Below are 22,180 nucleotides of genomic sequence, written 5' to 3'. Positions count from 1 at the left end.
TTTTAGTCAATGGCCGCATATTGCGTAAGCACCGGCGCGCCCGACGGCAGCGAAATCGGCAGGCAGCCCAGCATCAGTGGAGCGGGCGGCCAGAACGAAACCGCCGCGTCGACCGCCTGACCGGCGCGCTTCAGGCTGCGGCGGGCAGCGATGTCCAACAATTCCGAAGCTGAATCCGGTTTCTACAACCCCGAAATTTGGAAAAGTGACTGTTTGGTGGAGCCAATCGGAATCGAACCGACGACCTCTTGAATGCCATTCAAGCGCTCTCCCAACTGAGCTATGGCCCCACTTCCGGCAGTCAACCGGCGCCGTTTCCGGCGAAGAGATCCGGCGCGGGTTGGAGACCGCGCCGTTAGTGCAGGCGGCTTCTAACCCCGCCCTTCGTCAATATCAAGCCTTCATCAGCGGCTTTTTCTTCACAAGCTGCGAAAGCCGGCAAACGCTTGCGTTCCCGGCCTTGTCAGACCTCGTCGTCGTCGTCGCCGACGCCGATCATGTCGGCGACATCGTCGTCCTCTTCCTCTTCGTCGGCGAGGAACGTATCGTCCTCGTCGTCGCCCAGGTCGACATCATCCTCGTCGTCGCCGAGATCGGGCAGATCGTCGCCCTTGACGTCTTCGTCAGCCTCTTCGAGCGAGACGACTTCTACGCCCTCCTCGTCCTCGGCGTCCACTTCCTTCTCGGCCACTTCCTCTTCCTCCTCGAGGGCGGCGATCTTGCCTTCCTCGAAATAGGAACGCGGATAGGTCTTGCCGGTGTAGGGCGAGACGATCGGGTCCTTGTTCAGGTCGTAGAATTTTCGACCCGTTTCAGGGTCGATACGCTTTGTGCCAAGTTCGGTTTTTGCCACGGCAAGCCTCGTCGATAAAAGAGTGGTCCCCTTAACCACTGTTTGCAGCGCTGTCAAAGCCAAAAGCCGGCGTCACAAAACCATGCGTTGAAAGGCCTAGCGTCAAGCGTCGACCATGGGGGATGACCATTTCGGCCCACCGTGATACGAGACCGCCGCAACAAATGAAAAGCGCCGGCCCGCCGGCATTCCGTCCAGGGAAATTCCATGTCTCACGCCGCCGCTTCCAAGCCGGCCACCGCCCGTAAATGTCAAGCGCTTTCCGGTACGGCGCGCGTGCCGGGCGACAAGTCGATCTCGCACCGCTCCTTCATGTTCGGCGGGCTCGCCTCCGGCGAGACCCGCATCACCGGCCTGCTCGAAGGCGAGGACGTCATGCGCACCGGTGCCGCCATGAAGGCGATGGGCGCGCATATCGAGAAGCGCGGCGACGAATGGGTGATCCGCGGCACCGGCAACGGCGCGCTGCTGCAGCCGGAAGGGCCGCTCGACTTCGGCAACGCCGGTACCGGCTCGCGGCTGACCATGGGGCTGGTCGGCACCTATGACATGGAAACGACCTTCATCGGCGATGCTTCCTTGTCAGGCCGGCCGATGGGCCGCGTGCTGGAGCCGCTGCGCCAGATGGGCGTGCAGGTGCTGAAGGCAACGCCCGGCGACCGCATGCCGATCACGCTGCATGGGCCAAAGCATGCCGCCCCGATCACCTATCGCGTGCCGATGGCCTCCGCGCAGGTGAAATCGGCGGTGCTTCTCGCCGGCCTCAACACGCCCGGCATCACCACCGTCATCGAGCCTGTCATGACGCGCGACCACACCGAAAAGATGCTGAAAGGCTTTGGCGCCAATTTGTCGGTCGAGACCGACGAGCGCGGCGTGCGCCATATCTTCATCGAGGGCCAGGGCAAGCTCACCGGCCAGACGATCGCCGTGCCGGGCGACCCATCCTCGGCCGGCTTCCCGCTGGTGGCCGCGCTGATCGTGCCGGGTTCCGACATCGTGATCGAAAACGTGCTGATGAACCCGACCCGCACCGGGCTGCTTTTGACTTTGCAGGAGATGGGCGGGCAGATCGAGATCTTGAACCCGCGTAACGCCGGCGGTGAGGATGTCGCGGACCTGCGCGTGCGTTACTCCGAACTCAAGGGCGTCACCGTGCCGGCCGAACGGGCGCCGTCGATGATCGACGAATATCCGGTGCTGGCGGTTGCCGCCAGCTTCGCCGAGGGCGAGACCCTGATGCAGGGGCTGGAGGAACTCAGGGTAAAGGAATCCGACCGGCTGTCGGCGGTCGCCAATGGACTGAAGCTTAACGGCGTCGACTGCACAGAGGGTGAGGCATCGCTCGCGGTGCGCGGAAAGCCCGGCGGCAAGGGGCTCGGCGGCCATCCCAATGGCCCGGACACGACCGTGCAGACGCATCTCGACCACCGCATCGCCATGAGCTTCCTGATCATGGGGCTGGCGACCGAGAAGCCGGTGACCATCGACGACGCCAACATGATCGCGACAAGTTTCCCGGAGTTCATGAGCCTGATGACGGGGCTTGGGGCGGAGATCGGGTGAGAGTTGATGGGTTGGGGCCAAACTGAAATGCCGGCAGAACAGCGCCCCCCTCTGTCCTGCCGGACATCTCCCCCACGAGGGGGGAGATCAGCCGTCACAGCGGCCTTCGCAAATCGCCCGCGTTGCAGAAGTGAGCGAGGCGTCGGAACTGCCAATCTCCCCCCTTGGGGGGGAGATGTCCGGCAGGACAGAGGGGGGCGCGACGGATCGCAAGCTCTCTCCGGACCGCTACGCTGTTCGGTTTCAGGTATGCTGGCCTGCCAATGACACACGTCTTCACCATCGCCATCGACGGTCCGGCCGGAGCCGGCAAGGGCACCCTCGCCCGGCGTCTGGCCGATCACTACCGACTGAACCTGCTCGACACCGGCCTCACCTACCGTGCCGTCGCCCATGCCTTGCTGCGGCTTGGCTTGCCGCTCGACAATGTCTCGGCGGCCGAGACGGCCGCGCGCCAAGTCGACCTGGCGAAGCTCGACCGGGCCGTCTTGTCGGCGCATGCGGTTGGCGAAGCGGCCTCGAAGGTCGCGGTGTTTCCAACGGTGCGGCGCATCCTGGTGGAGAAACAGCGCGAGTTTGCCAAATCCCCTCCGGGTGCCGTGCTCGACGGTCGCGACATCGGCACCGTGGTGTGCCCCGATGCCGACATCAAACTCTATGTGACCGCGAGCGCCGAGGTGCGGGCAAGGCGCCGGCTGGCGGAGATCGAGAGCATCGGCGGCACGGCTGATTTCACCGAAATCCTCGCCGATATCCGGCGCCGCGACGAGCGTGACATGGGCCGCGCCGACTCGCCCTTGAAGCCTGCCCCCGACGCGCACTTGCTTGATACCAGCGAAATGGCTATAGAAGCCGCGTTTCTCGCGGCCAGAACTGTCATCGACGACGTGCTGTCCAAGGGAAACAAGGCCTGATCCGGGTTTCCCTTGTGCTTCCGTTGCTGGAGGCGAAGGAAATACCCATATCGGGCACGAACCAGCCTGCCAGCATTCTTCATGCGCCGGACTTGCCGCCTTAAGCGGCCAAGGGCTCTTTGCCCGGAACGCCGGCAGGCCAACGCAACGCTAACCCACGGCGCACGCTCCGCTAAAAAGATGCGGGGCATTCCAGGAGAAACAATGTCTGTAGCAAATCCCTCTCGCGATGATTTCGCGAGCATGCTCGAAGAATCATTCACCGCCGGCCATTCCGGCGAGGGCCAGGTTGTCCGGGGCACGATCACCGCGATCGAAAAGGACATGGCCATCATCGACGTCGGCCTCAAGGTCGAAGGCCGCGTGCCGCTGAAGGAATTCGGCGCCAAGGGCAAGGAATCCACCCTCAAGGTCGGCGACACGGTCGAAGTCTATGTCGAGCGCATCGAGAACGCGCTTGGCGAAGCCATGCTGTCGCGCGAGAAGGCTCGCCGCGAAGAGAGCTGGGTGCGTCTCGAAGAGAAGTTCACCAAGGGTGAGCGCGTCGAAGGCGTCATCTTCAACCAGGTCAAGGGCGGCTTCACCGTCGACCTCGACGGCGCCGTGGCGTTCCTGCCGCGCAGCCAGGTCGACATCCGCCCGATCCGCGACGTCTCGCCGCTGATGCACAACCCGCAGCCTTTCGAGATCCTCAAGATGGATCGCCGCCGCGGCAATATCGTGGTGTCGCGCCGCACCGTGCTCGAGGAGAGCCGCGCCGAACAGCGTTCGGAAATCGTGCAGAACCTCGAAGAGGGACAGGTTGTCGAAGGCGTGGTCAAGAACATCACCGACTACGGTGCGTTCGTCGACCTCGGCGGCATCGACGGCCTGCTGCATGTCACCGACATGGCATGGCGCCGCGTCAACCATCCGACCGAGATCCTCAACATCGGCCAGACGGTCAAGGTGCAGATCATCCGCATCAACCAGGAAACGCACCGTATCTCGCTCGGCATGAAGCAGCTCGAGAGCGATCCGTGGTCGGAGATCGGCACCAAGTTCCCGATCGGCAAGAAGATCAAAGGCACCGTCACCAACATCACCGACTACGGCGCGTTCGTCGAGCTGGAGCCGGGCATCGAAGGCCTTATCCACGTTTCGGAAATGTCGTGGACCAAGAAGAACGTGCATCCCGGCAAGATCCTGTCGACGACGCAGGAAGTCGATGTCGTGGTGCTCGAAGTCGATCCGGCCAAGCGCCGCATCTCGCTCGGTCTCAAGCAGACGCTGGAGAACCCGTGGGAGGCTTTCGCTCGCAGCCATCCGGTCGGCAGCCAGGTCGAGGGCGAGGTCAAGAACAAGACCGAGTTCGGCCTGTTCATCGGCCTGGAAGGCGACGTGGACGGCATGGTGCACCTTTCCGACCTCGACTGGACCCGTCCGGGCGAGCAGGTGATCGAGGAGTACAATCGCGGCGACATGGTCAAGGCGCAGGTGCTCGACGTCGACATCGAGAAGGAGCGCATCTCGCTCGGCATCAAGCAGCTGGCCCGCGACACGGTTGGCGAAGCGGCGACTTCAGGCGAGCTGCGCAAGAACGCCGTCGTCACCTGTGAGGTCATCGGCGTCAAGGATGGCGGTCTGGAAGTGCGGCTGGTGGAAAGCGGCATCGAGACCTTCATCAAGCGCTCCGACCTTTCCCGTGACCGCGACGAGCAGCGCCCCGAGCGCTTCACCGTCGGCCAGAAGGTCGACGCCCGCGTCATCGCCTTCGACAAGAAGACCCGCAAGCTGCAGGTCTCGATCAAGGCGCTGGAAATCGCCGAGGAGAAGGAAGCGGTCGCCCAGTACGGCTCGACCGACTCCGGCGCCTCGCTGGGCGACATCCTGGGCGCCGCGCTGAAGAAGCAGGGCAGCTAATCGCCCTTTCGCACAGGCCCGAAACAAAACCCCGCCGGAGCGATCCGGCGGGGTTCTTCTTTGTCGGAAACTCGGACGCAGCCCGAGGATCGTCGAAGTCAACTATGCGCGTTATGCGCGACCGTAGAGCGGCACCAGCGTGCCGCTCATCGCCTGGTTGGCGGGCGAGGCAAGGTAGGCGATGGCCTCGGCCGCCGCTTCGAGGCTGACCCATTTGCTGAAATCGGCATCCGGCATGTCGGCACGGTTGGCCGGCGTGTCGAGCGTCGAGGGGGCCACCGCATTGACCAGGATGCCCTGGTGCTTCAGCTCTTCCGCCATGGCCACCGTCATCGCCGCGACCGCTGCTTTGGAGGCGGCATAGGCGACCATGCCCGAGCCGCGGCGCGGATCAAGCCCGGCGCGTGCCGTGACATTGACGACGCGGCCGGCGGTGCCCGCCGCCAGCATGGAGCGCACCGCCGCACGGCTGCACAGGAACGCGGTGCGGGCATTGGTGTCCATCATCTCGGCAAAGGAGGCGGATTCGATCTTCTCCACAGGCGCCTTGGCAAAGCCGCCCGCCAGATGGATCGATCCCCACAGGGCGGGAACCTGGGCATAGAAGGCTTCGACCTTGGCGGAGTCGGAGAGGTCGACATTGTGCGCCAGCCTGACGTTCTCGTGCGTGGTGAAAGGGAAATGCGAAGGTGCCGCGGCATGGGCGTTCGGCACATGGCAGACCGCGCCCTCGCCCAGCAGCTTGCCGACGACCGCGCCGCCGAGCGCACCGGTTCCACCGGTCACAACGATATGCCTGCCCTGAAGTGTTTCCGTCATCCTGGACCGCTCCTGTCTTTTTTTGATTATGTCGCTTGTTTCGCCGCGCCGACGCGAAGCGTCGCGCCTTTCGTGCGATCACTCAATTGATATCTCGACATGGCAGCCGTCGCGTCTTTGCATGTGTCGGGCAGCGGCGATTGTTGCCGCGCAAAAGCCAAGCCGGCGAATGACCACGATGCAGGTAGGAAAATCGACGCCGCGTGAAGCTTCACTCGACCGTGATTTCGATGACGCGCGGCAACCCCGTTGCCCGGGCGCGCTTCAGCGCGAGTGGTAAGGCGCCGGTATCGGCGATCCGTTCGGCGCCGATGCCATAGGCCTCGGCCAGTTTGCAGAAATCCGGCGGTGCCGGGGACACGCCGACGGGTTCCACGCCGACGTCGAGCATCGAAGTCTCGATCTCGCGATAGCCCCTGTTATTCCAGACGACGAAGATAACGGGTGCCGCGGCATCGAGCGCCGCGCCGAGCTCGGGTAAGGTGAACTGGAAGCCACCGTCGCCGGTGAGGCAGACGATCGGCGCGTCGGGCATGGCGAGCGCCGCGCCCACCGCCGCCGGCGGGCCGTAGCCCAGCGCGCCGAAGCCGGTGGCGGCGTTGAACCAGCCGCCCGGCCGGTCGTGATCGTAATAGAGGTTGGCCGCGTAGACGGGCTGGGTGGAGTCGCCGACGATGATCGCGCCCGGCAGGGCGTCGCGGATGGCTTCCACCGCATGGACCTGCGCCGCATGGACGGGGGTCAGTTCGGCGCGAGCCGCCTTTCGCGCCGCCGCGGCGCGGTTCTTCCCGTCCTGCCTGCCCGCGTCGACCGAGCCGAGCGCGGCAAGCAAGGCTTCGATCGCCTCGGCGCAGTCGGCCTGGATGGCCACCGTCGCCGGACGGCGCGCCAGCTGATCGGCGCCGATGTCGATGCGGATCAGATTGGCCGGCAGGACAAATCCGCCATCGCCATAGCCGTCATAATCGGTTGGGCCGAACTCGGTGCCGGCGGCAATGACCAGATCGGCCTCGCCCATCAGCGCGCGGATGGCTTTCAGGCTGGGACTGGCCGGTACGCAGAGCGGATGGCGGTGGAGCAGGCCGCGCGCATTGGTCGTCTCGACGACCGGCGCGCCCAGCCTTTCGGCCAGGCGCCGCAGCGCATCCTCGGCGCGCTTGGCGCCGCCGCCGGCCAGGATGAGCGGGTGCCGAGCCGCCGCACAAAGGCTGGCCGCCGCGGCGATGGCCGTCGCCCCGGCAGCCGGTGGCGCGGCATTGCTCAGCACCGCCGCGATCCCATCGGCAGGCTTGACCATGACGTCGGTCGGAATCTCGATATGCACCGGGCCCGGCCGCGACGAGGAAAACAGCGCGAAGGCACGGGCGAGCGCGCCGGGCAGTTCGCCGGCCTCGGTGATGCGTTGCGAAAACAGCGCCACCTTTTCCATCATGCCGCGCTGGTCCGGCAGCTCGTGCAGGAAGCCCAGGCCCTTGCCAAGCGTCGGCGTGGCGTTGACGCCCGAGATTACCAGCATCGGCACCGAATCGGCGCGCGCCTGTGCCATGGCGGTGATGGTGTTGGTCAGCCCCGGGCCGGTGATGACGAAGGCGACGCCCGGCCGGCCGCCGGCGCGCGCATAGCCGTCGGCCATGAAGCCCGCGCCCTGCTCGTGGCGCGGCGTGACATGGCGGATCCTCGAACGCGCCAACCCGCGATAAAGCTCGACCGTGTGGACGCCGGGAATACCGAACACGGTGTCGACGCCATGCGCCTCGAGCAGTGAAATCAACGCTTCGCCAATGGTGGTCATTAGTGTTCTCCCCTTTCCGGCTCGAGGCCGAGCTCGGCTTCGACAGCCTTGATCCCAATCGCCGCCAATTCGCCGGGCGAGAACATCTCGCCGGCCAGGCAGCCTTCGATCCAGAGTCCGTCGATGATCGCGTTGATCGCGATGGCATGGTGGCGCAACTGGCTTGCGTCCGGCTTGCACTGTTCGGCGGCGAGCACTTCGGCCACAACCGCCTCCACCTCGTTGCGAAAGCCGAGATAGCCTTCGCGGTGGGCACGGGCCAGGGTCGGATCCGCACCGGCGCGGCCGATGAAGGTTGCCCAGAGCGAAAAAACCCGCGCGTCGATGATCGGCGCGTTGAGGTTGGCGGTGACGAAAGCCGCAAGGCGTTGCCGCGGCGAGGCATCTTCCATGACCAATGCTGCTTTCGCCTGCTCGGTCATGCGGCCGACCAGTGCCGTATAGGCCTCCTGCAGCAGTTCTTCCTTGCCGGGGAAATAGTGCCGGATCAGCCCCGCGGTGACGCCGGCACGCAATGCGATGGTGCGCAAGGTGGCGCCCTGCAGCCCATGTTCGGCCACGCTGTCCAGAGTCGCCTCGATCAGATCCTGCCGCCGCCGCTCCTCGCCCTCGCGACGAAACTTGCGGCGGGATGGCGCATTCATTGGCGCAGGATCGGCCGCGTCAGGCATGTCGGCCCACCTTCGCAGGCGATGCAGAGCGCATCCGCCTCGAAGACTTCAACCATGCAGCCCGCGGCCTCCATCGCGGCCTTGGTCTTGGGAAAGCCTGCAACGGCAATGACGTTGAGCGGGCTGGTCGGCAGTACGTTAAGGCTGAGGCCGTTGGAAGCAGCGAACTCCTCGGCATCGCCTTCGACCAGCCGGATGCCGCGTGCCTTCAGCATTTGATAGAACGGGGCCGGCAAAAGCGGCGAATAAACCAGCGCGAGGTCGTCCGCCAACGGGCTGATCACCGACATCAGATGCAGGCACGCCTCTTCGCCCTGCCACAGCGGCAGATCAAAGCCGTAGACGGAAACGCCCAGCGGCGTCAGCAGGTTGGAAACCTGCTGGATACCTTCCTGGTTGGAGCGGACACCGCGCCCGATCGCCAGCGTGCGGGCGTCCACCCAGACACAATCACCGCCTTCGACCTGACCAGGAGCCTCGACGCGGCCGAGGATCGGAATGCCCAGCCTTGTGTAGGTTTCCTCATGCAGCGAGGGCTCCCTGGCGCGTAATGGCTTACCCATGGACAGGATCAGCGCGCCGCGACCGGTCATCAGCGATGGGTCGTGCGTGAACACCGAATCCGAAAGTCCGTCGGCCTTGTCTTCGACCCATTCGATTTCAGCGCCGGAAGCCGCTACCAACTCAGCAAGGGCCGCGTGCTGCGATGCAGCTTTCGCCGGATTGAACCCCGGGCCATAGTGCCAGGCAGATCTGTCGGCGTCGCGCATGGCGTTGGCCGCCGACCGCATCAGCACGCGCCGCAGCGTCGCCGCCATGGACTGTGATCCGAAAGCGCTCATCGGTGCCCTTTTTAGCTGAAAAAAATCGAGAAAATTTCATGAAAGGCTATTTATACACTTGCACAACAAGGCCGCAAGTGCCGTAATGAGCGGGATTGACGGGCTCGCGCAGTTGGGTCCATGCTGAAGTCTGGAGCGGGGCAGTACAGCGTATGTTGATTAGCCGGGTAGACGTTCGACGAGCTGCCAATGACTACACGGAGGTCACCTGTTGAGCACGGCGGGAGTTGCCGCAGCCCCATCCGGTGAGGCGCAAAATGGCGCCGCCGAAGCCATCCACGTCGAGAACCTGCACAAGAAATTCGGTGAGCTGCACGTGCTGAAGGGCGTCTCGCTGTCGGCGCGCGACGGCGAGGTCATCGCCATCATCGGCGGTTCGGGCTCAGGCAAATCGACGCTGTTGCGCTGCATCAACTGCCTGGAGAATCCGACCAGCGGCATCATTCGCGTCAATGGCGAGGAGATCAAGCTGAAGGCGGACAGCCACGGCCATACCGTGCCGGCCGACCGCAGGCAGATCGAACGCATCCGCTCCAAGCTCGGCATGGTGTTCCAGAATTTCAATCTGTGGAGCCACATGACGCTGATCGAGAACGTCATCGAGGTTCCCGTGCATGTGCTGGGCGTCAAGCGCGACGCGGCGATCGCCCAGGCCGAAAAACTGCTCGTCCGCGTCGGCCTCGCCGAAAAGCGGGATGTCTATCCGGCCTACCTGTCGGGCGGCCAGCAGCAGCGCGCCGCGATCGCTCGCGCATTGGCGATCAATCCGCGCGTCATGCTGTTCGACGAACCGACCTCGGCGCTCGACCCCGAACTGGTCGGCGAGGTGCTTAGAGTGATCGGCGATCTGGCGCGCGAAGGCCGCACCATGGTGCTGGTCACCCACGAGATGAAGTTCGCGCGCGAGGTCGCGACGCATGTCGTCTATCTCTACAATGGACTGGTCGAGGAGGAAGGCCCGCCGGAGCAGATCTTCGGCGCGCCCAGATCCGAAAGGCTCAAGCAATTCATTCGCAACATCGGCTAGCAAACCGAGGGCGGAAGAAAACCGGGAACCAACAACAAACTGGGAGTCGTGAAATGAAGACTGTTCTGAAGACGTTCGCCGCAGCGCTGCTGCTCGGCGTCGCCGCCATGGGCGTAGCCAAGGCCGATCCGGTCAAGATCGGCATCGCCGCCGAGCCGTATCCGCCGTTCACCTCGCCGGATGCTTCGGGCAAATGGGTCGGCTGGGAGATCGAGTTCATCGACGCCGTCTGCGCCGAGGAGAAGCTCGACTGCGTCATCACGCCCGTCGCCTGGGACGGCATCATCCCGGCGCTGACCACCAAGAAGATCGACCTCATCGTCTCTTCGATGTCGATCACCGACGAACGCAAGAAGACGATCGACTTCTCGGATAAGTACTACAACACGCCGACGGCGATCATCGGACCGAAGGACCAGAAATTCGGCTCCGCGCCGGACGACCTCAAGGGCAAGATCCTGGGCGTCCAGGTATCGACCGTGCATGCCGTCTACGCCAAGAAGCATTTCGGCGCCACGGCATCCGAGATCAAGGAGTACCAGACGCAGGACGAGGCCAACAACGACCTTGCCGCCGGCCGCCTCGATGCGGTGCAGGCCGATTCCATCGCGCTTGGCGAGTTCCTCAAGACCGACCAGGGCAAGGCCTGCTGCGACCTGAAGGGCATGGTGGCTCCGGATGACGAAGTGCTCGGACCGGGCGTCGGCGCCGGCGTGCGCAAGGAAGACACCGAGCTGAAGGAAAAGATCAACGCCGGCATCAAGGCGATCCGCGCCAATGGCAAGTATGACGAGATCTCGAAGAAATACTTCGATTTCGACATATATGGCGGCAGCGGCCCCCAGTCGAACTGACGTGGCGATGCCACGCAGCCGGACTGACGTGGCGGTGCCACGCAGTCGGACTGACGACCATCGCATGGGCTGGAAGACAAGGCGCTGACGCCAAGTCCTCCAACCCGACCTTTCCCACGCACCCTTGCCGCCGGCGGCTTGCGCCGGCGGATTGAGCCAGCAATCCGGGGGCGAAGCTGATCGATTCATTTCTTCCGGCCTCTGCGGCCGGCATCATCGAACTCCTGTCGCCCGCGCCCGTCGGCTGGGGCGGGACGCTCATGCTTGGGCTGCTGCATTCGCTTGAGATCGCCGTCGGCGCCACGATCGTCGGACTGTTGATCGGAACCGGCGGCGCCTATGGCAAGCTTTATGGCGGCCCCGTGGTGCGCGACCTGCTGGCGGTCTACACGACCATCGTGCGCGCGGTACCGGAACTGGTGCTGATCCTGCTCCTCTACTACGCCGGTACCGACCTGATAAACCAGATGCTGACCGCCATGGGCTATCAGCGCGTCGACATCAGCGGGCTGGTGGCCGGCATCGCGGTGCTCGGTTTCGTCCAGGGTGCCTACTCGACCGAGGTCATACGCGGCGCAATCCTTGCCGTCCCACAAGGCCAGATCGAGGCCGCCCGCGCTTACGGCATGTCTCCCGGCCTTCTCTTGCGGCGCATCACGTTGCCGGCAATGCTGCCCTTCGCCATTCCAGGTCTCGCCAATCTGTGGCTGATCGCCACCAAGGATACGGCGCTGCTGGCCGTGGTCGGCTTCTTCGAACTGACGTTGGCGACGCGGCAGGCGGCGGGCGTCACCAAGGCCTATCTGATATTCTATCTCGCGGCCGGCATGCTCTATCTGGCCGTGACGCTGTTTTCGAACCTCATTCTTGGTCGCGTCGAGAAATGGGCGCGGCGCGGCATGCCTTCGATCAAGGAAGCACACTGATGGCGAGCGAAGCGGCCATCATCAACAGCGCGGCTCGCGCCTCGCTCTGGCTGCAACCGCATCGCATCGTGCTGATCCTGATTGCGCTGGGGCTGGTGCTGTCCGCTGCGTTCTTCATGCGCTGGGACTGGCTGCCGCAATATTACGGCCTGGCCCTGCTCGGCATCTGGCGCGCGCTGTGGATCCTGGCCGTCACCTGTCTGTTGGGCTTCCTGATCGCCGTGCCGGTCGGATTGGCACAGGCTGGCGGCCCGATCTGGTTCGCGGCGCCGGCGAAGATCTTCTGCACCATCATCAGGGGAACGCCGCTGCTGTTACAGCTGTGGCTGCTTTACTACGGGCTGGGTTCGTTGTTTCCGCAATATCCGTGGATCCGGGAATCCTGGATGTGGCCCTATCTCAGGCAGGCATGGCCTTACGCCGTCCTGGCGCTGACGCTCTCGTTCGCGGGTTACGAGGGCGAAGTGATGCGCGGCGCCTTTGCCGGCGTGCCGAAGGGGCAGCTCGAAGCCGCACGTGCGTTCGGCATGAGCCGCTGGAAGATCTTCCGGCGTATCTGGCTGCCGCAGGCCTTCTACCGGGCGCTGCCGACGCTGACGGGGGAAACCGTGCTGCAGTTGAAATCGACGCCGCTGGTGGCTACCATCAGCGTCATCGACATCTTCGCCGTTTCGTCGAAGGTCAGACAGGACACTTACCTCACCTATGAGCCCTTGCTGCTGCTTGCCTTGATCTATATGGCGATCACCGGCATTCTGGTCTTCGCCTTCGGCAGGATCGAGGCGCGGATTCCGAACAAGATCGGCTAGGGACCTAGTGAGTAGGGGTTAGTGAGTAGGAGTGGCTAGTCGCCACCACCCATTGCTGACTACTCACTACTCACCACTCACTAAAGGCAGTCGCCATGCAACTCAGTCTCGAACAGGCAACCGGGCTGTGCCGCATGGCGGCGCTGGGTGCGGGCGCCAACGAGGAAGCGGCGCAATCGCTCACCGCCTCGATCATATCGGCCGAGGCGGAAGGACTCTCGACCGTCGGGCTGTCGCATTTCATCGACTATCTCGAAGCGCTGGAGGCCGGCCGCATCGACGGCAATGCCGAGCCGGTGATCACCCGGCCGGCGCTAGCAGTCTATCTTTCCGATGCGCAAGGCGGGCTGGCGCATACCGGCTTCGACCGCACGCTCGACGAGCTCGCCAAGGCGGCAAGACTGTTCGGCGTCGCCATCTTTTCGCAGAAGAATGCCTATACATGCGGCGCCCTCGGCTACTTTACCGGAAGGCTGGCAGCGCAGGGGCTAGTCTCCTTCGCCGCCACCAACGGTCCCGCCGTGCTTGCCGGTTCGGGCTCGGTCAAGCCGGTCTATTGCACCAACCCGATGTCCTTCGCCGCACCCGCCGCCGACGGTCCGCCGCTGGTCATCGACCAGTCGTCGAGCGCCACCGCCTTCGTCAATATCCGCAAGGCGGCCGAGGACGGCAAGAAGATCCCCGAAGGCTGGGCGCTCGATGCCAGCGGCAATCCCACTACAGATCCGGCCGAAGCCATGAAGGGGGCCATGCTCGCCTTCGGTGGCCAGCGCGGCGCCAACATCGCGCTGATGGTCGAGGTGCTGGCGGCGGGTCTATCGGGGGCAAACTGGTCGCTCGATGCGCCCTGGTTCACCGGCGGCCCGGACAATCCCGGCACCGGCCTGTTCGTGCTGGCCGTCGAGCCCAAGCTGCTCGATCCGGATTTCGAGCAGCGGATGAAGGATCAGCTCGACCGGCTGCGCCGGCGCTACGGCGTGCACATACCGGGCCGCTCCCGGGCCGAGGCGGCGGAGAAGGCCGCGGCACGGGGCATCAAGGTCTCCAAGGCCGTGGTGCAGCGCATTTCCGAATTCGCCGAGCGCTATTCGGCCTGAAATAAATTCTTCTTTTCAGCTCATCAGCTGCCGGCGCCTGCCCGCGGCATGGCCATGCGTGTTTTTTTCGCGCGCGGTCTGAACCTTTTCGAGCGTCGGGGCGACCAATGCTTGTCCAGGGCAGGATGAGCTTGCCGATCCAGACCGGGGAACAGCACGTCACATCGAAATCTGCTCCACGCCAAGGCATGGCCTTCGCGTCCCGGAGAAACCAACCTCAGTGAAAAGGAACCATCATGACCAGCACCAAGACCACCATTCTGACCGCCGTCCTTCTCCTCGGCTCGTTCATGGGCGCGACCCAGGCGGCCAACCTGAAGGCCGCGCCGGTCAAGCCGTCCAGTCCAGGCGTCATTGCCGCGCCGGGCGGCGGCGCCACCGAGGACCACTATTGCAAGAACGGTCACGCGAAATTCGCCAGTTGCAGCGCCGATTTCATCGCGGCCTGCAAGAAGGTCGGTGGCACCATGTCGGATGTCCAGGGCTGGGGTGGGCGTACTTGCTTCACGCCCTCCTGATACCGTCTCAGGTCAGGCCGCTCCGTTGGCCCCTGGCTTCGCATGGATCTCATCCGGAAAACCCCGCCTCGGCGGGGTTTTCTGCGTCAGGCAAGGCGTTCTGAAGCGCTTTTGTCCTGACGCAATTCCCAAGCTGTTTCTCCTGGGAAAGCCGCTTCACAGCGACGACGCGTCACCCTTTGCGTTTGACGCGAAACGGATTATGAAACGGCTTCAGCCAAGCTTTCGAGCGCCGGAGCCAGCCATGACCGAAATCCTGCAGACCCCCAAGCTCGTCGTCATTTTCGGCGGGTCGGGCTTTGTCGGCCGCCACGTGGTGCGGGCCTTGGCCAAGCGCGGCTATCGCATCAGGGTCGCCTGCCGCCGGCCCGATCTCGCCGGCCATTTGCAGCCGCTCGGCAATGTCGGCCAGATCCAGCCCGTGCAGGCCAATGTGCGCGTGCGCTGGTCGGTCGATCGCGCCGTGCAGGGCGCCGATCATGTCGTCAACCTGGTTGCCGTTCTGCATGAGAGCGGGCGGCAGAAATTCACGGCCGTGCACGAATTCGGCGCTCGCGCCGTGGCCGAAGCGGCACGCGCAGCGGGCGCCGGCCTGACCCATATTTCGGCCCTGGGCGCCGACCTGGAAGCCGCATCCAACTATGCACGCACCAAGGCGCTTGGTGAAAAGGCCGTTCTGGAGACGATCAAGGACGCCGTGATCCTGCGGCCGTCGACCAATTTCGGACCGGAAGATAGTTTCTTCAACCGCTTCGCCAACATGGCGCGTTATTCGCCGGCATTGCCGCTGATCGGCGGCGGCCATACCAAGTTCCAGCTGGTCTATGTCGGCGACGTCGCCGAAGCGGTGGCGCGCTCGGTCGATGGCAAGGTCAAGGGCGGTCAGATCTACGAGCTTGGCGGCCCGCAGGTGCTTACTTTCAAGGAAAGCATGCAGGAAATGCTCGCGGTGATCGAGCGCAAGCGCCTACTGGTTCCGGTGCCGTGGTGGGTGGCGAACCTGCAGGCGTCGATCCTGGGCCTCTTGCCCAACCCGCTGCTGACCAAGGACCAGGTGCTGCAATTGCGCGAGCACAATGTCGTGTCGGAGGAGGCCGCCAGGGCCAACCGCACGCTTGCCGGCCTCGGCATCCAGCCGCAGGCGCTCGGCACGATCCTGCCAAGCTATCTCTGGCGTTTTCGCGCGGCCGGCCAGTTCCAGCGCAAACCGGCGGTCTGAACATAGGCCGACGGCGGGCGATTACAGGCGCGAAGTGATCCGCATGGGCAGCCCGCCTTGCGGCTGGGTGGTCAGCTTCTGGACCGGCCACGGCCTGGTTTGCGCGATGGAATCGAAGCGGAAACGCGACAGCAGGACGGCGAGCGCGATGATCGCTTCCTGCATGGCGAAGCTGGCGCCGATGCAGACGCGCGGCCCGGCGCCGAACGGCAGATACTGAAAGCGGTCGATCTTTTCGCGGTTTCCCGGATGGAACCGCTGCGGCATGAACGCATCCGGCCTGTCCCACAGCTTCCTGTGACGGTGGACGACCCAAGGCATGACCAGCACGGCCGCGCGCCTCGGGATGTGGAGATCCCTCCAGTTCTCCGGCTCGATCGGCTCGCGGTTGATCGACGGCGCCGGCGGATAGAGCCTGAGCGCCTCGTCGAAGGCGGCGCGGGTGAGCGGCATGGCGTCCAGCCATCTGGTCGGATCGGGCTCGCGCGCCAGCACGGCATCGATCTCGCGCTCGATCTTTTCCCGCTCCCATGGCGCCTCGGCCAGGCAATAGAGCGTCCAGCCCAAGGCTCGCGCCGTGGTCTCATGGCCGGCACCGATGAAGGTGATGATGTTGTCCTCGACTTCCGAGCGTGTCAGCCCGTCCGGCCCCTCGGCCTTGAGCAGGAGGGTCAGGAAATCCTGCGGCACGGCATCGGCATCGCGCCTGAGTCTCTGTTCGCGTATCTTGACCGTATTGCTGACGATCTTGCGGAAATAGGCCATGGTCTTGCGGCCGCGGATGCGGGTAAGCCGCGGCAGCCATTCGGGCGCGCGCAGCAGGTCTAGCGGATCGACGCGGCCCATGGTCTCGAACAGCCGGTCGATCTCCTTGGCGAAACTGCCCGGCTCCCCCGCGATTTCCCCGGAGAACAGCGTCTCGGCCAGGATGTCGTAGGTCAGCAGCGTCATGTCGTGGGCAATGTCGGAGGTGCCGCCATCCTCGTAACGGGAGGCGAATTCAAGCGTGCGCTTGAGCATCGGCCCCGCGAAACCAAAGATGTGACGCGGCGTGAACACCGGCGCCATCGCCTTGCGCGAACGCTTCCAGACCTCGCCTTCGGCCGTCAGCAAGCCGTCGCGCAGGATCGGCCGCAGGATGAGCTGGCGCACCGTCGCCATCTTGTAGTTCCTGGCATTGTCGACCAGGACATGGCGAATGAGGCCCGGGTCGTTGGCGATGACCAGCGGTCCGCCGACGCCGTTCACCGAGATCCAGGGCTCGTTGTAGGTCGGCTCTCCCCACAGCTCGAGCGGGTTGCGGTAGACGATGCGCATCATCTCCAGCGTCGAGGGCGGCGATGTGCGCGGCCTCGGCGCCGGCGGAACGAAGGGGGCGGGCTGAGTGTCCATGGCTGCTCCGCTGGCAAGCGCGTCGCGCTAGTCCTTGCCTCCGTTCAATGTAGTGACTGACGCACGGCGCGTCCATGTGGCCTGACGGTAAAAGCCCGTGCCCCGACGGGACGGAGCGATGCTCCCATCATCTGATTGTGACCGCTCGCCAAACGGCGCGGTCTTGTCCATGACGGCGCTCTGCCGTAGGTCACGGTCACCAACAGATACCGTCAATCGAAGGAGCCCGCCTTGAAGCACCAGTTGAACATCATCATCGGCAGCACCCGGCCGGGCCGGGCCGGGCCGGTTTTCGCTCACTGGCTGGAGCGGTTCGCGCGCGAGCACGGCAAGTTCGAACCGGTGCTGACCGACATCGCCGCCTTCGATCTGCCGGTGCTGGACGAGCCGCACCATCCCAGGCTCGGCAACTACCTGAACGATCATACCAAGGCCTGGTCGAAGGCCGTCGATGCCGCCGACGCTTTCGTCTTCGTGGCACCGGAATATAATTACTTCGTCGCACCGGCCATCGTGAACGCGATCGACTATCTCTCGCGCGAATGGAAATACAAGCCCGCCGCCATCTTCAGCTATGGCGGCGTTTCCGGTGGCCTGCGCGCGGCACAGGCGCTCAAGCCGCTGCTGACCTCCGTCGGCGTCATGCCGGTTCCGGAAGGCATCGCGCTGCCGCTGTACCAGAAGCTGCTGGGGACCGACGGCTCCTTCGAAGCGAGCGAGCAGGTGCAGGGCGGGGCAAGAACCATGCTGGAGGAGTTGCTGCGCTGGAGCGAGGCGCTGAAGCCGATGCGCGCCGGCTGATGCAAGCCGGCTCGCCCGCGCCGTAGACAGGCGGAATGTCGGCAAACGACCGAACCGTGGGCGGTTCGGCCTGCGTTTGCCATGCGCTTTGCTGCCGGTGCTTTTTGATCGCGCTCATCGCGGCGGCGGAAGGCACTTGCGCAAGCTCTGGCGGCTGGCGACCCTGCCAATGCCGAGCGGGCAGAAGGGGCAGCCGGCGCCAAGATAGAAGTTCACGATCGAAATTCCTGCGCGATCGGCTGGCTAAGGACAAAGCCTCTCGCCAATAGCTGGCCAACGGTGCGCTTTTCCGCCCGGAAATGCCTGCAAACCTTGGAAAAACCACCTTTAACGCCTATATCTAGGCCATATTGAAAGCGCGATTCGGGGGCGATTTTTCGCGCTGCACCAGCCGCCTCTAGACAACAGGTTTTCATGAGCGACCAGACTGAGAACGCCAACGGCGCCGAAGCCGAATACGGCGCAGATTCCATCAAGGTTTTGAAGGGCTTGGATGCCGTCCGCAAACGGCCCGGCATGTATATCGGCGACACCGATGACGGTTCGGGCCTGCATCACATGGTCTATGAGGTCGTCGACAACGCCATCGACGAGGCACTGGCCGGTCATGCCGATCTCGTCACGGTGACGCTCAATCCCGACGGTTCGGTCACCGTCATCGACAATGGGCGCGGCATTCCCACCGATATCCATCCCAGCGAAGGCATTTCGGCAGCCGAAGTGATCATGACGCAGCTGCATGCCGGCGGCAAGTTCGACCAGAACTCCTACAAAGTGTCCGGCGGCCTGCACGGCGTCGGCGTCTCTGTGGTCAACGCCCTGTCGGCCTGGCTGAAGCTCAAGATCCGCCGCAATGGCAAGATCTTCGAGATGAGCTTCACACACGGCAATGCCGACGCGCCGCTGAGCGTTACCGGCAGCTATGAACAGGACAAGCAGCCCGGCACCTATGAAGGCCGCAGCGGCAGCGAGATCACCTTCTTTCCGTCGTCCGAGACCTTCACGATGGTCGAATTCGATTTCGGCACGCTGGAGCATCGGCTGCGCGAGCTTGCGTTCCTGAATTCGGGCGTGCGCATCGTGCTGACCGACGCCCGCCACGCCGACGTCGTGCGGCATGAGCTGCACTATGATGGCGGCCTGGAGGAATTCGTCAAATATCTCGACCGGGTCAAGAAACCGCTGATCGACAAACCAATCGCCATCAGGGCCGAGCGCGACGGCATCACCGTCGAAGTGGCCATGTGGTGGAACGACAGCTACCACGAGAATGTGCTGGCCTTCACCAACAACATCCCGCAGCGCGACGGCGGCACCCATCTCGCCGGTTTTCGCGGCGCCCTGACGCGTCAGATCACCGGCTATGGCGATTCCTCGGGCCTGACCAAGAAGGAAAAGGTCTCGCTTATCGGCGACGATTGCCGCGAGGGGCTGACGGCAGTACTGTCGGTCAAGGTTCCCGACCCAAAATTCTCCTCGCAGACCAAGGACAAGCTGGTCTCCTCGGAAGTCCGGCCCGTGGTCGAAGGGCTGGTCAACGAGGCGCTCGGCACCTGGCTCGAAGAACATCCGAGCGAAGGCAAGGTCGTGGTCGAGAAGGTGATCCAAGCCGCGGCGGCGCGCGAGGCCGCGCGCAAGGCGCGCGACATCACCCGCAAGACCTCGCTGGGCGTCACCTCGCTGCCCGGCAAGCTTGCCGACTGCCAGGAACGCGATCCGGCGAAGTCTGAGATCTTCATTGTCGAGGGCGATTCGGCCGGCGGCTCCGCCAAGGGCGGCCGCTCGCGCCAGAACCAGGCCATCCTGCCGCTGCGCGGCAAGATTCTCAATGTCGAGCGCGCCCGCTTCGACCGCATGCTCAGTTCCGACATGATCGGCACGCTGATCACCGCGCTCGGCACGTCGATCGGCAAGGACGAATTCAACGCCGACAAGCTGCGCTACCACAAGATCATCCTGATGACCGACGCCGATGTCGACGGCGCGCATATCAGGACGTTGCTGCTCACCTTCTTCTTCCGGCAGATGCCGGAATTGATCGAACGCGGCCATCTCTATATCGCCCAGCCGCCGCTTTATAAGGTGACGCGAGGCAAGAGCTCGCAATACATCAAGAACGAAAGCGCGTTCGAGGAATTCCTGATCGGCTCGGGACTGGAAGAAGCCTCGCTCACGCTCGGCTCCGGCGAGGTTCGCGCCGGACAGGACCTGCGGGCGGCGATCGACGATGCGCTCGCCGTGCGCCAGCTCATCAACGGCCTGCACACGCGCTACAACAGAGGCGTCGTGGAGCAGGCGGCGATCGCCGGCGGGCTCAATGCCGACGTCGTCGCCGATCTTGGCCGCGCCAATGCGATGGCGAAGCGGATCGCGCAACGTCTCGACATCATTGCCGAGGACACCGAGCGCGGCTGGACCGGCCGGATGTCGACTTCGAATGAGGGTATCGGCGGCTATGTGTTCGAACGCACGGTGCGCAGCGTCAAGGAATACGCCCATCTCGATATGGCGTTGATCAATTCAGCCGATGCGCGACAGCTCGACCGCTACGCGCAGCGGCTCAGCGACGTCTATGGAGCGCCGCCCGTGCTGCGCCGCAAGGATGTCTCGGAACCCATCTCGGGACCGTTGGCACTGCTCAACGCGGTGTTCGCGACCGGCCGCAAGGGCCTGACCATGCAGCGCTACAAGGGCCTGGGCGAGATGAACGCCGAGCAGCTTTGGGAAACCACGCTCGATCCGAACGTGCGTTCGCTGCTGCAGGTCAAGGTGAACGACGCCACCGACGCCGACAGCCTGTTCTCGCGGCTGATGGGCGACGAGGTCGAGCCGCGGCGCGAGTTCATCCAGGACAACGCGCTGTCGGTGGCCAATCTGGACATTTAATCCGGAGTCATCCCGGGACCATTGGCGCGCGTCGGTCGCGCCAGTGTTTCCCTTGCGAGATTCATTCGAACCGCCGGAACGGAAGCTTCTTTCCAGCATTGTGACAGTATCGATCACAATTCCTGGCGAAGGAGGCTCCCATGGGACGCGGCATCTTGCTCTGGTTACTCGGGGTTCCAATCCCGATCATCCTTCTCATCATGCTTTTCGCGCGATAGGGGGCTGTCATGCAGTCCACCCTGTCGATCACGGATGATCCCGGCGCGGTGGAATCGTCCGCCACCGCTATCAGCTGGGGTCCGATCATCGCCGGTGCCTTCGCCGCCTCGACATTGACCTTCATCCTGATGCTGCTCGGCTCCGGCCTGGGGTTGAGCATGGTCTCGCCATGGTCGGGCTCAAGCGCCTCTATCACCAGCTTCGCGGTTTCGACCGCGGTCTGGCTGATCGTCGTGCAATGGCTGTCATCCGGCCTCGGTGGCTATCTTGCCGGCCGGCTGCGCACCAAATGGGTGGGCGTGCATACCGACGAGGTTTATTTCCGGGATACGGCTCATGGCTTCCTGGCATGGGCGCTGGCGACGCTGCTGGTCGTCGGCGTACTCGGCTCGGCGCTGTCGGCGGCTGTGGGTTCCGGCGTCCAGGCTGTATCCAGCGTGGCCGCCGGCGCCGCCCAGGGCGCTTCGGCCGGTGCATCGGCCAATGCAGGCGGGGCATCGACGGACAATGCCACATCCTATCTGGTGGACTCGTTGTTCAGGCCGGCGGACGCGGCGAGACTGGCGGCAGCCAATCCGCAAAACGACGCGGCGGCGGCGGCGCAGGCATCGCGCATCCTGGTCGCCAGCGCTGCGGCTGGCGAGGTTTCGCCCGAGGACAAGACATACCTGTCGCAGCTGGTCGCGGCACGCACCGGCCTGTCGGAAGCAGACGCCAAGACGCGTGTCGATACGCTGCTGGCAAAGGCGCAGGACGCCAAGGCCAAGGCCCAGCAGGCGGCCGATACCGCCAGGAAGGCGAGCGCCACATTTGCGCTTCTCGGCGCCCTGTCGCTGGTCATCGGCGCCTTCATCGCCAGCGCCGCGGCCGCCCTCGGCGGCAGGCAGCGCGACGACGAGGAGGCCGTGTTCCTGACCAGCCGTTGAACATCGTCCCAAGTCCAAAACTGAAGAAGCCCGGCGAGCCGGGCTTCTTCATGCGGACGATCTGACCGGGTCAGTGATCCATGGCCTTGACGATTTCCTCGGTCATCTTCTTGGCGTCGCCGAGCAGCATCATGGTGCCGTCCTTGT

At 64.3% G+C, this 22,180-nt stretch carries 20 protein-coding genes and 1 tRNA gene; 13 read left to right on the top strand and 8 right to left on the bottom strand.

Annotated elements, in window-relative coordinates; all coding sequences use genetic code 11:
• Positions 1–2 precede the first annotated feature (2 nt).
• The 3 genes from FJ428_RS30440 to FJ428_RS28000 all read right to left on the bottom strand — a co-directional run bounded on the left by FJ428_RS30440 (position 3) and on the right by FJ428_RS28000 (position 853).
• Positions 3–158 carry a hypothetical protein gene (locus FJ428_RS30440; protein ID WP_181165293.1) on the bottom strand — a complete coding sequence of 52 codons (156 nt, stop codon included), beginning with the start codon at positions 156–158 and terminating at the stop codon, positions 3–5.
• Positions 159–214: 56 nt separating this feature from the next.
• A tRNA-Ala gene (locus FJ428_RS28005) sits at positions 215–290 on the bottom strand.
• Positions 291–463: 173 nt separating this feature from the next.
• Positions 464–853, bottom strand: a complete 390-nt coding sequence (locus FJ428_RS28000; RefSeq protein ID WP_140497238.1) for a TIGR02300 family protein — start codon at positions 851–853, stop codon at positions 464–466.
• A gap of 207 nt (positions 854–1,060) precedes the next feature.
• On the opposite strand from FJ428_RS28000, the gene aroA reads away from it, so the two are divergent.
• The 3 genes from aroA to rpsA all read left to right on the top strand — a co-directional run bounded on the left by aroA (position 1,061) and on the right by rpsA (position 5,235).
• Positions 1,061–2,419 carry a 3-phosphoshikimate 1-carboxyvinyltransferase gene (gene aroA, locus FJ428_RS27995; protein WP_140580572.1) on the top strand — a complete coding sequence of 453 codons (1,359 nt, stop codon included), beginning with the start codon at positions 1,061–1,063 and terminating at the stop codon, positions 2,417–2,419.
• 263 nt (positions 2,420–2,682) lie between these two features.
• Positions 2,683–3,333 (top strand): (d)CMP kinase, encoded by a 651-nt coding sequence (gene cmk, locus FJ428_RS27990; protein ID WP_140512881.1) that lies wholly within the window; start codon positions 2,683–2,685, stop codon positions 3,331–3,333.
• 204 nt (positions 3,334–3,537) lie between these two features.
• Positions 3,538–5,235: a 30S ribosomal protein S1 gene (rpsA, locus tag FJ428_RS27985; protein WP_140497246.1), complete on the top strand. Its 1,698-nt coding sequence runs from the start codon at positions 3,538–3,540 to the stop codon at positions 5,233–5,235.
• 111 nt (positions 5,236–5,346) lie between these two features.
• Here the strand turns inward: rpsA and FJ428_RS27980 are convergent, their stop codons facing one another.
• From FJ428_RS27980 to FJ428_RS27965, 4 genes are all read right to left on the bottom strand, one after another.
• Entirely contained in the window at positions 5,347–6,054 is a 708-nt protein-coding gene (locus FJ428_RS27980) for an SDR family NAD(P)-dependent oxidoreductase (RefSeq protein ID WP_140497248.1), read from the bottom strand.
• A 211-nt stretch (positions 6,055–6,265) separates the two neighbouring features.
• Complete coding sequence (locus FJ428_RS27975; protein WP_140556907.1) at positions 6,266–7,846, bottom strand: 5-guanidino-2-oxopentanoate decarboxylase; 1,581 nt, start codon at positions 7,844–7,846, stop codon at positions 6,266–6,268.
• On the bottom strand, positions 7,846–8,517 hold the full coding sequence (locus FJ428_RS27970) for a TetR family transcriptional regulator C-terminal domain-containing protein (protein WP_140497252.1): 672 nt from the start codon (positions 8,515–8,517) through the stop codon (positions 7,846–7,848). The genes FJ428_RS27975 and FJ428_RS27970 overlap by 1 nt, the downstream gene beginning before the upstream one ends.
• Complete coding sequence (locus tag FJ428_RS27965; protein WP_140759307.1) at positions 8,487–9,359, bottom strand: dimethylarginine dimethylaminohydrolase family protein; 873 nt, start codon at positions 9,357–9,359, stop codon at positions 8,487–8,489. The genes FJ428_RS27970 and FJ428_RS27965 overlap by 31 nt, the downstream gene beginning before the upstream one ends.
• Before the next feature lie 211 nt (positions 9,360–9,570).
• Between FJ428_RS27965 and FJ428_RS27960 the strand changes: the two genes are divergently transcribed.
• The 7 genes from FJ428_RS27960 (at position 9,571) to FJ428_RS27930 (ending at position 15,809) form a co-directional block, all read left to right on the top strand.
• Positions 9,571–10,386 (top strand): ABC transporter ATP-binding protein, encoded by an 816-nt coding sequence (locus FJ428_RS27960; protein ID WP_140497256.1) that lies wholly within the window; start codon positions 9,571–9,573, stop codon positions 10,384–10,386.
• Between the two features lie 53 nt (positions 10,387–10,439).
• The gene (locus FJ428_RS27955) at positions 10,440–11,240 is read left to right on the top strand and encodes a transporter substrate-binding domain-containing protein (protein WP_140880599.1); all 801 of its coding nucleotides are present in this window, start codon (positions 10,440–10,442) and stop codon (positions 11,238–11,240) included.
• 260 nt (positions 11,241–11,500) lie between these two features.
• The gene (locus tag FJ428_RS27950) at positions 11,501–12,166 is read left to right on the top strand and encodes an ABC transporter permease (protein WP_140556911.1); all 666 of its coding nucleotides are present in this window, start codon (positions 11,501–11,503) and stop codon (positions 12,164–12,166) included.
• Positions 12,166–12,975: an ABC transporter permease gene (locus tag FJ428_RS27945; protein WP_140512871.1), complete on the top strand. Its 810-nt coding sequence runs from the start codon at positions 12,166–12,168 to the stop codon at positions 12,973–12,975. The genes FJ428_RS27950 and FJ428_RS27945 overlap by 1 nt, the downstream gene beginning before the upstream one ends.
• A gap of 95 nt (positions 12,976–13,070) precedes the next feature.
• Positions 13,071–14,072, top strand: coding sequence for an Ldh family oxidoreductase (locus FJ428_RS27940; RefSeq protein WP_140880598.1), 1,002 nt, complete (start codon positions 13,071–13,073; stop codon positions 14,070–14,072).
• A 236-nt stretch (positions 14,073–14,308) separates the two neighbouring features.
• Positions 14,309–14,590 (top strand): hypothetical protein, encoded by a 282-nt coding sequence (locus tag FJ428_RS27935; protein WP_140512869.1) that lies wholly within the window; start codon positions 14,309–14,311, stop codon positions 14,588–14,590.
• 244 nt (positions 14,591–14,834) lie between these two features.
• Positions 14,835–15,809 (top strand): complex I NDUFA9 subunit family protein, encoded by a 975-nt coding sequence (locus tag FJ428_RS27930; RefSeq protein WP_140880597.1) that lies wholly within the window; start codon positions 14,835–14,837, stop codon positions 15,807–15,809.
• A 21-nt stretch (positions 15,810–15,830) separates the two neighbouring features.
• Here the strand turns inward: FJ428_RS27930 and FJ428_RS27925 are convergent, their stop codons facing one another.
• Complete coding sequence (locus FJ428_RS27925) at positions 15,831–17,201, bottom strand: cytochrome P450 (RefSeq protein ID WP_140880596.1); 1,371 nt, start codon at positions 17,199–17,201, stop codon at positions 15,831–15,833.
• Between the two features lie 231 nt (positions 17,202–17,432).
• Here FJ428_RS27925 and FJ428_RS27920 point away from each other — a divergent pair, with 231 nt between their 5' ends.
• The 3 genes from FJ428_RS27920 to FJ428_RS27910 all read left to right on the top strand — a co-directional run bounded on the left by FJ428_RS27920 (position 17,433) and on the right by FJ428_RS27910 (position 22,033).
• Positions 17,433–18,002, top strand: a complete 570-nt coding sequence (locus FJ428_RS27920; protein ID WP_140497272.1) for an NADPH-dependent FMN reductase — start codon at positions 17,433–17,435, stop codon at positions 18,000–18,002.
• 414 nt (positions 18,003–18,416) lie between these two features.
• Positions 18,417–20,888, top strand: a complete 2,472-nt coding sequence (gene gyrB / locus FJ428_RS27915) for a DNA topoisomerase (ATP-hydrolyzing) subunit B (RefSeq protein ID WP_140880595.1) — start codon at positions 18,417–18,419, stop codon at positions 20,886–20,888.
• Between the two features lie 227 nt (positions 20,889–21,115).
• Positions 21,116–22,033: a hypothetical protein gene (locus FJ428_RS27910; RefSeq protein ID WP_140497276.1), complete on the top strand. Its 918-nt coding sequence runs from the start codon at positions 21,116–21,118 to the stop codon at positions 22,031–22,033.
• Positions 22,034–22,180 lie beyond the last annotated feature (147 nt).

The organism is Mesorhizobium sp. B2-8-1, assembly GCF_006440955.1.
GTDB lineage: Bacteria > Pseudomonadota > Alphaproteobacteria > Rhizobiales > Rhizobiaceae > Mesorhizobium.
This window is presented reverse-complemented; position numbering and strand designations above follow the sequence as displayed.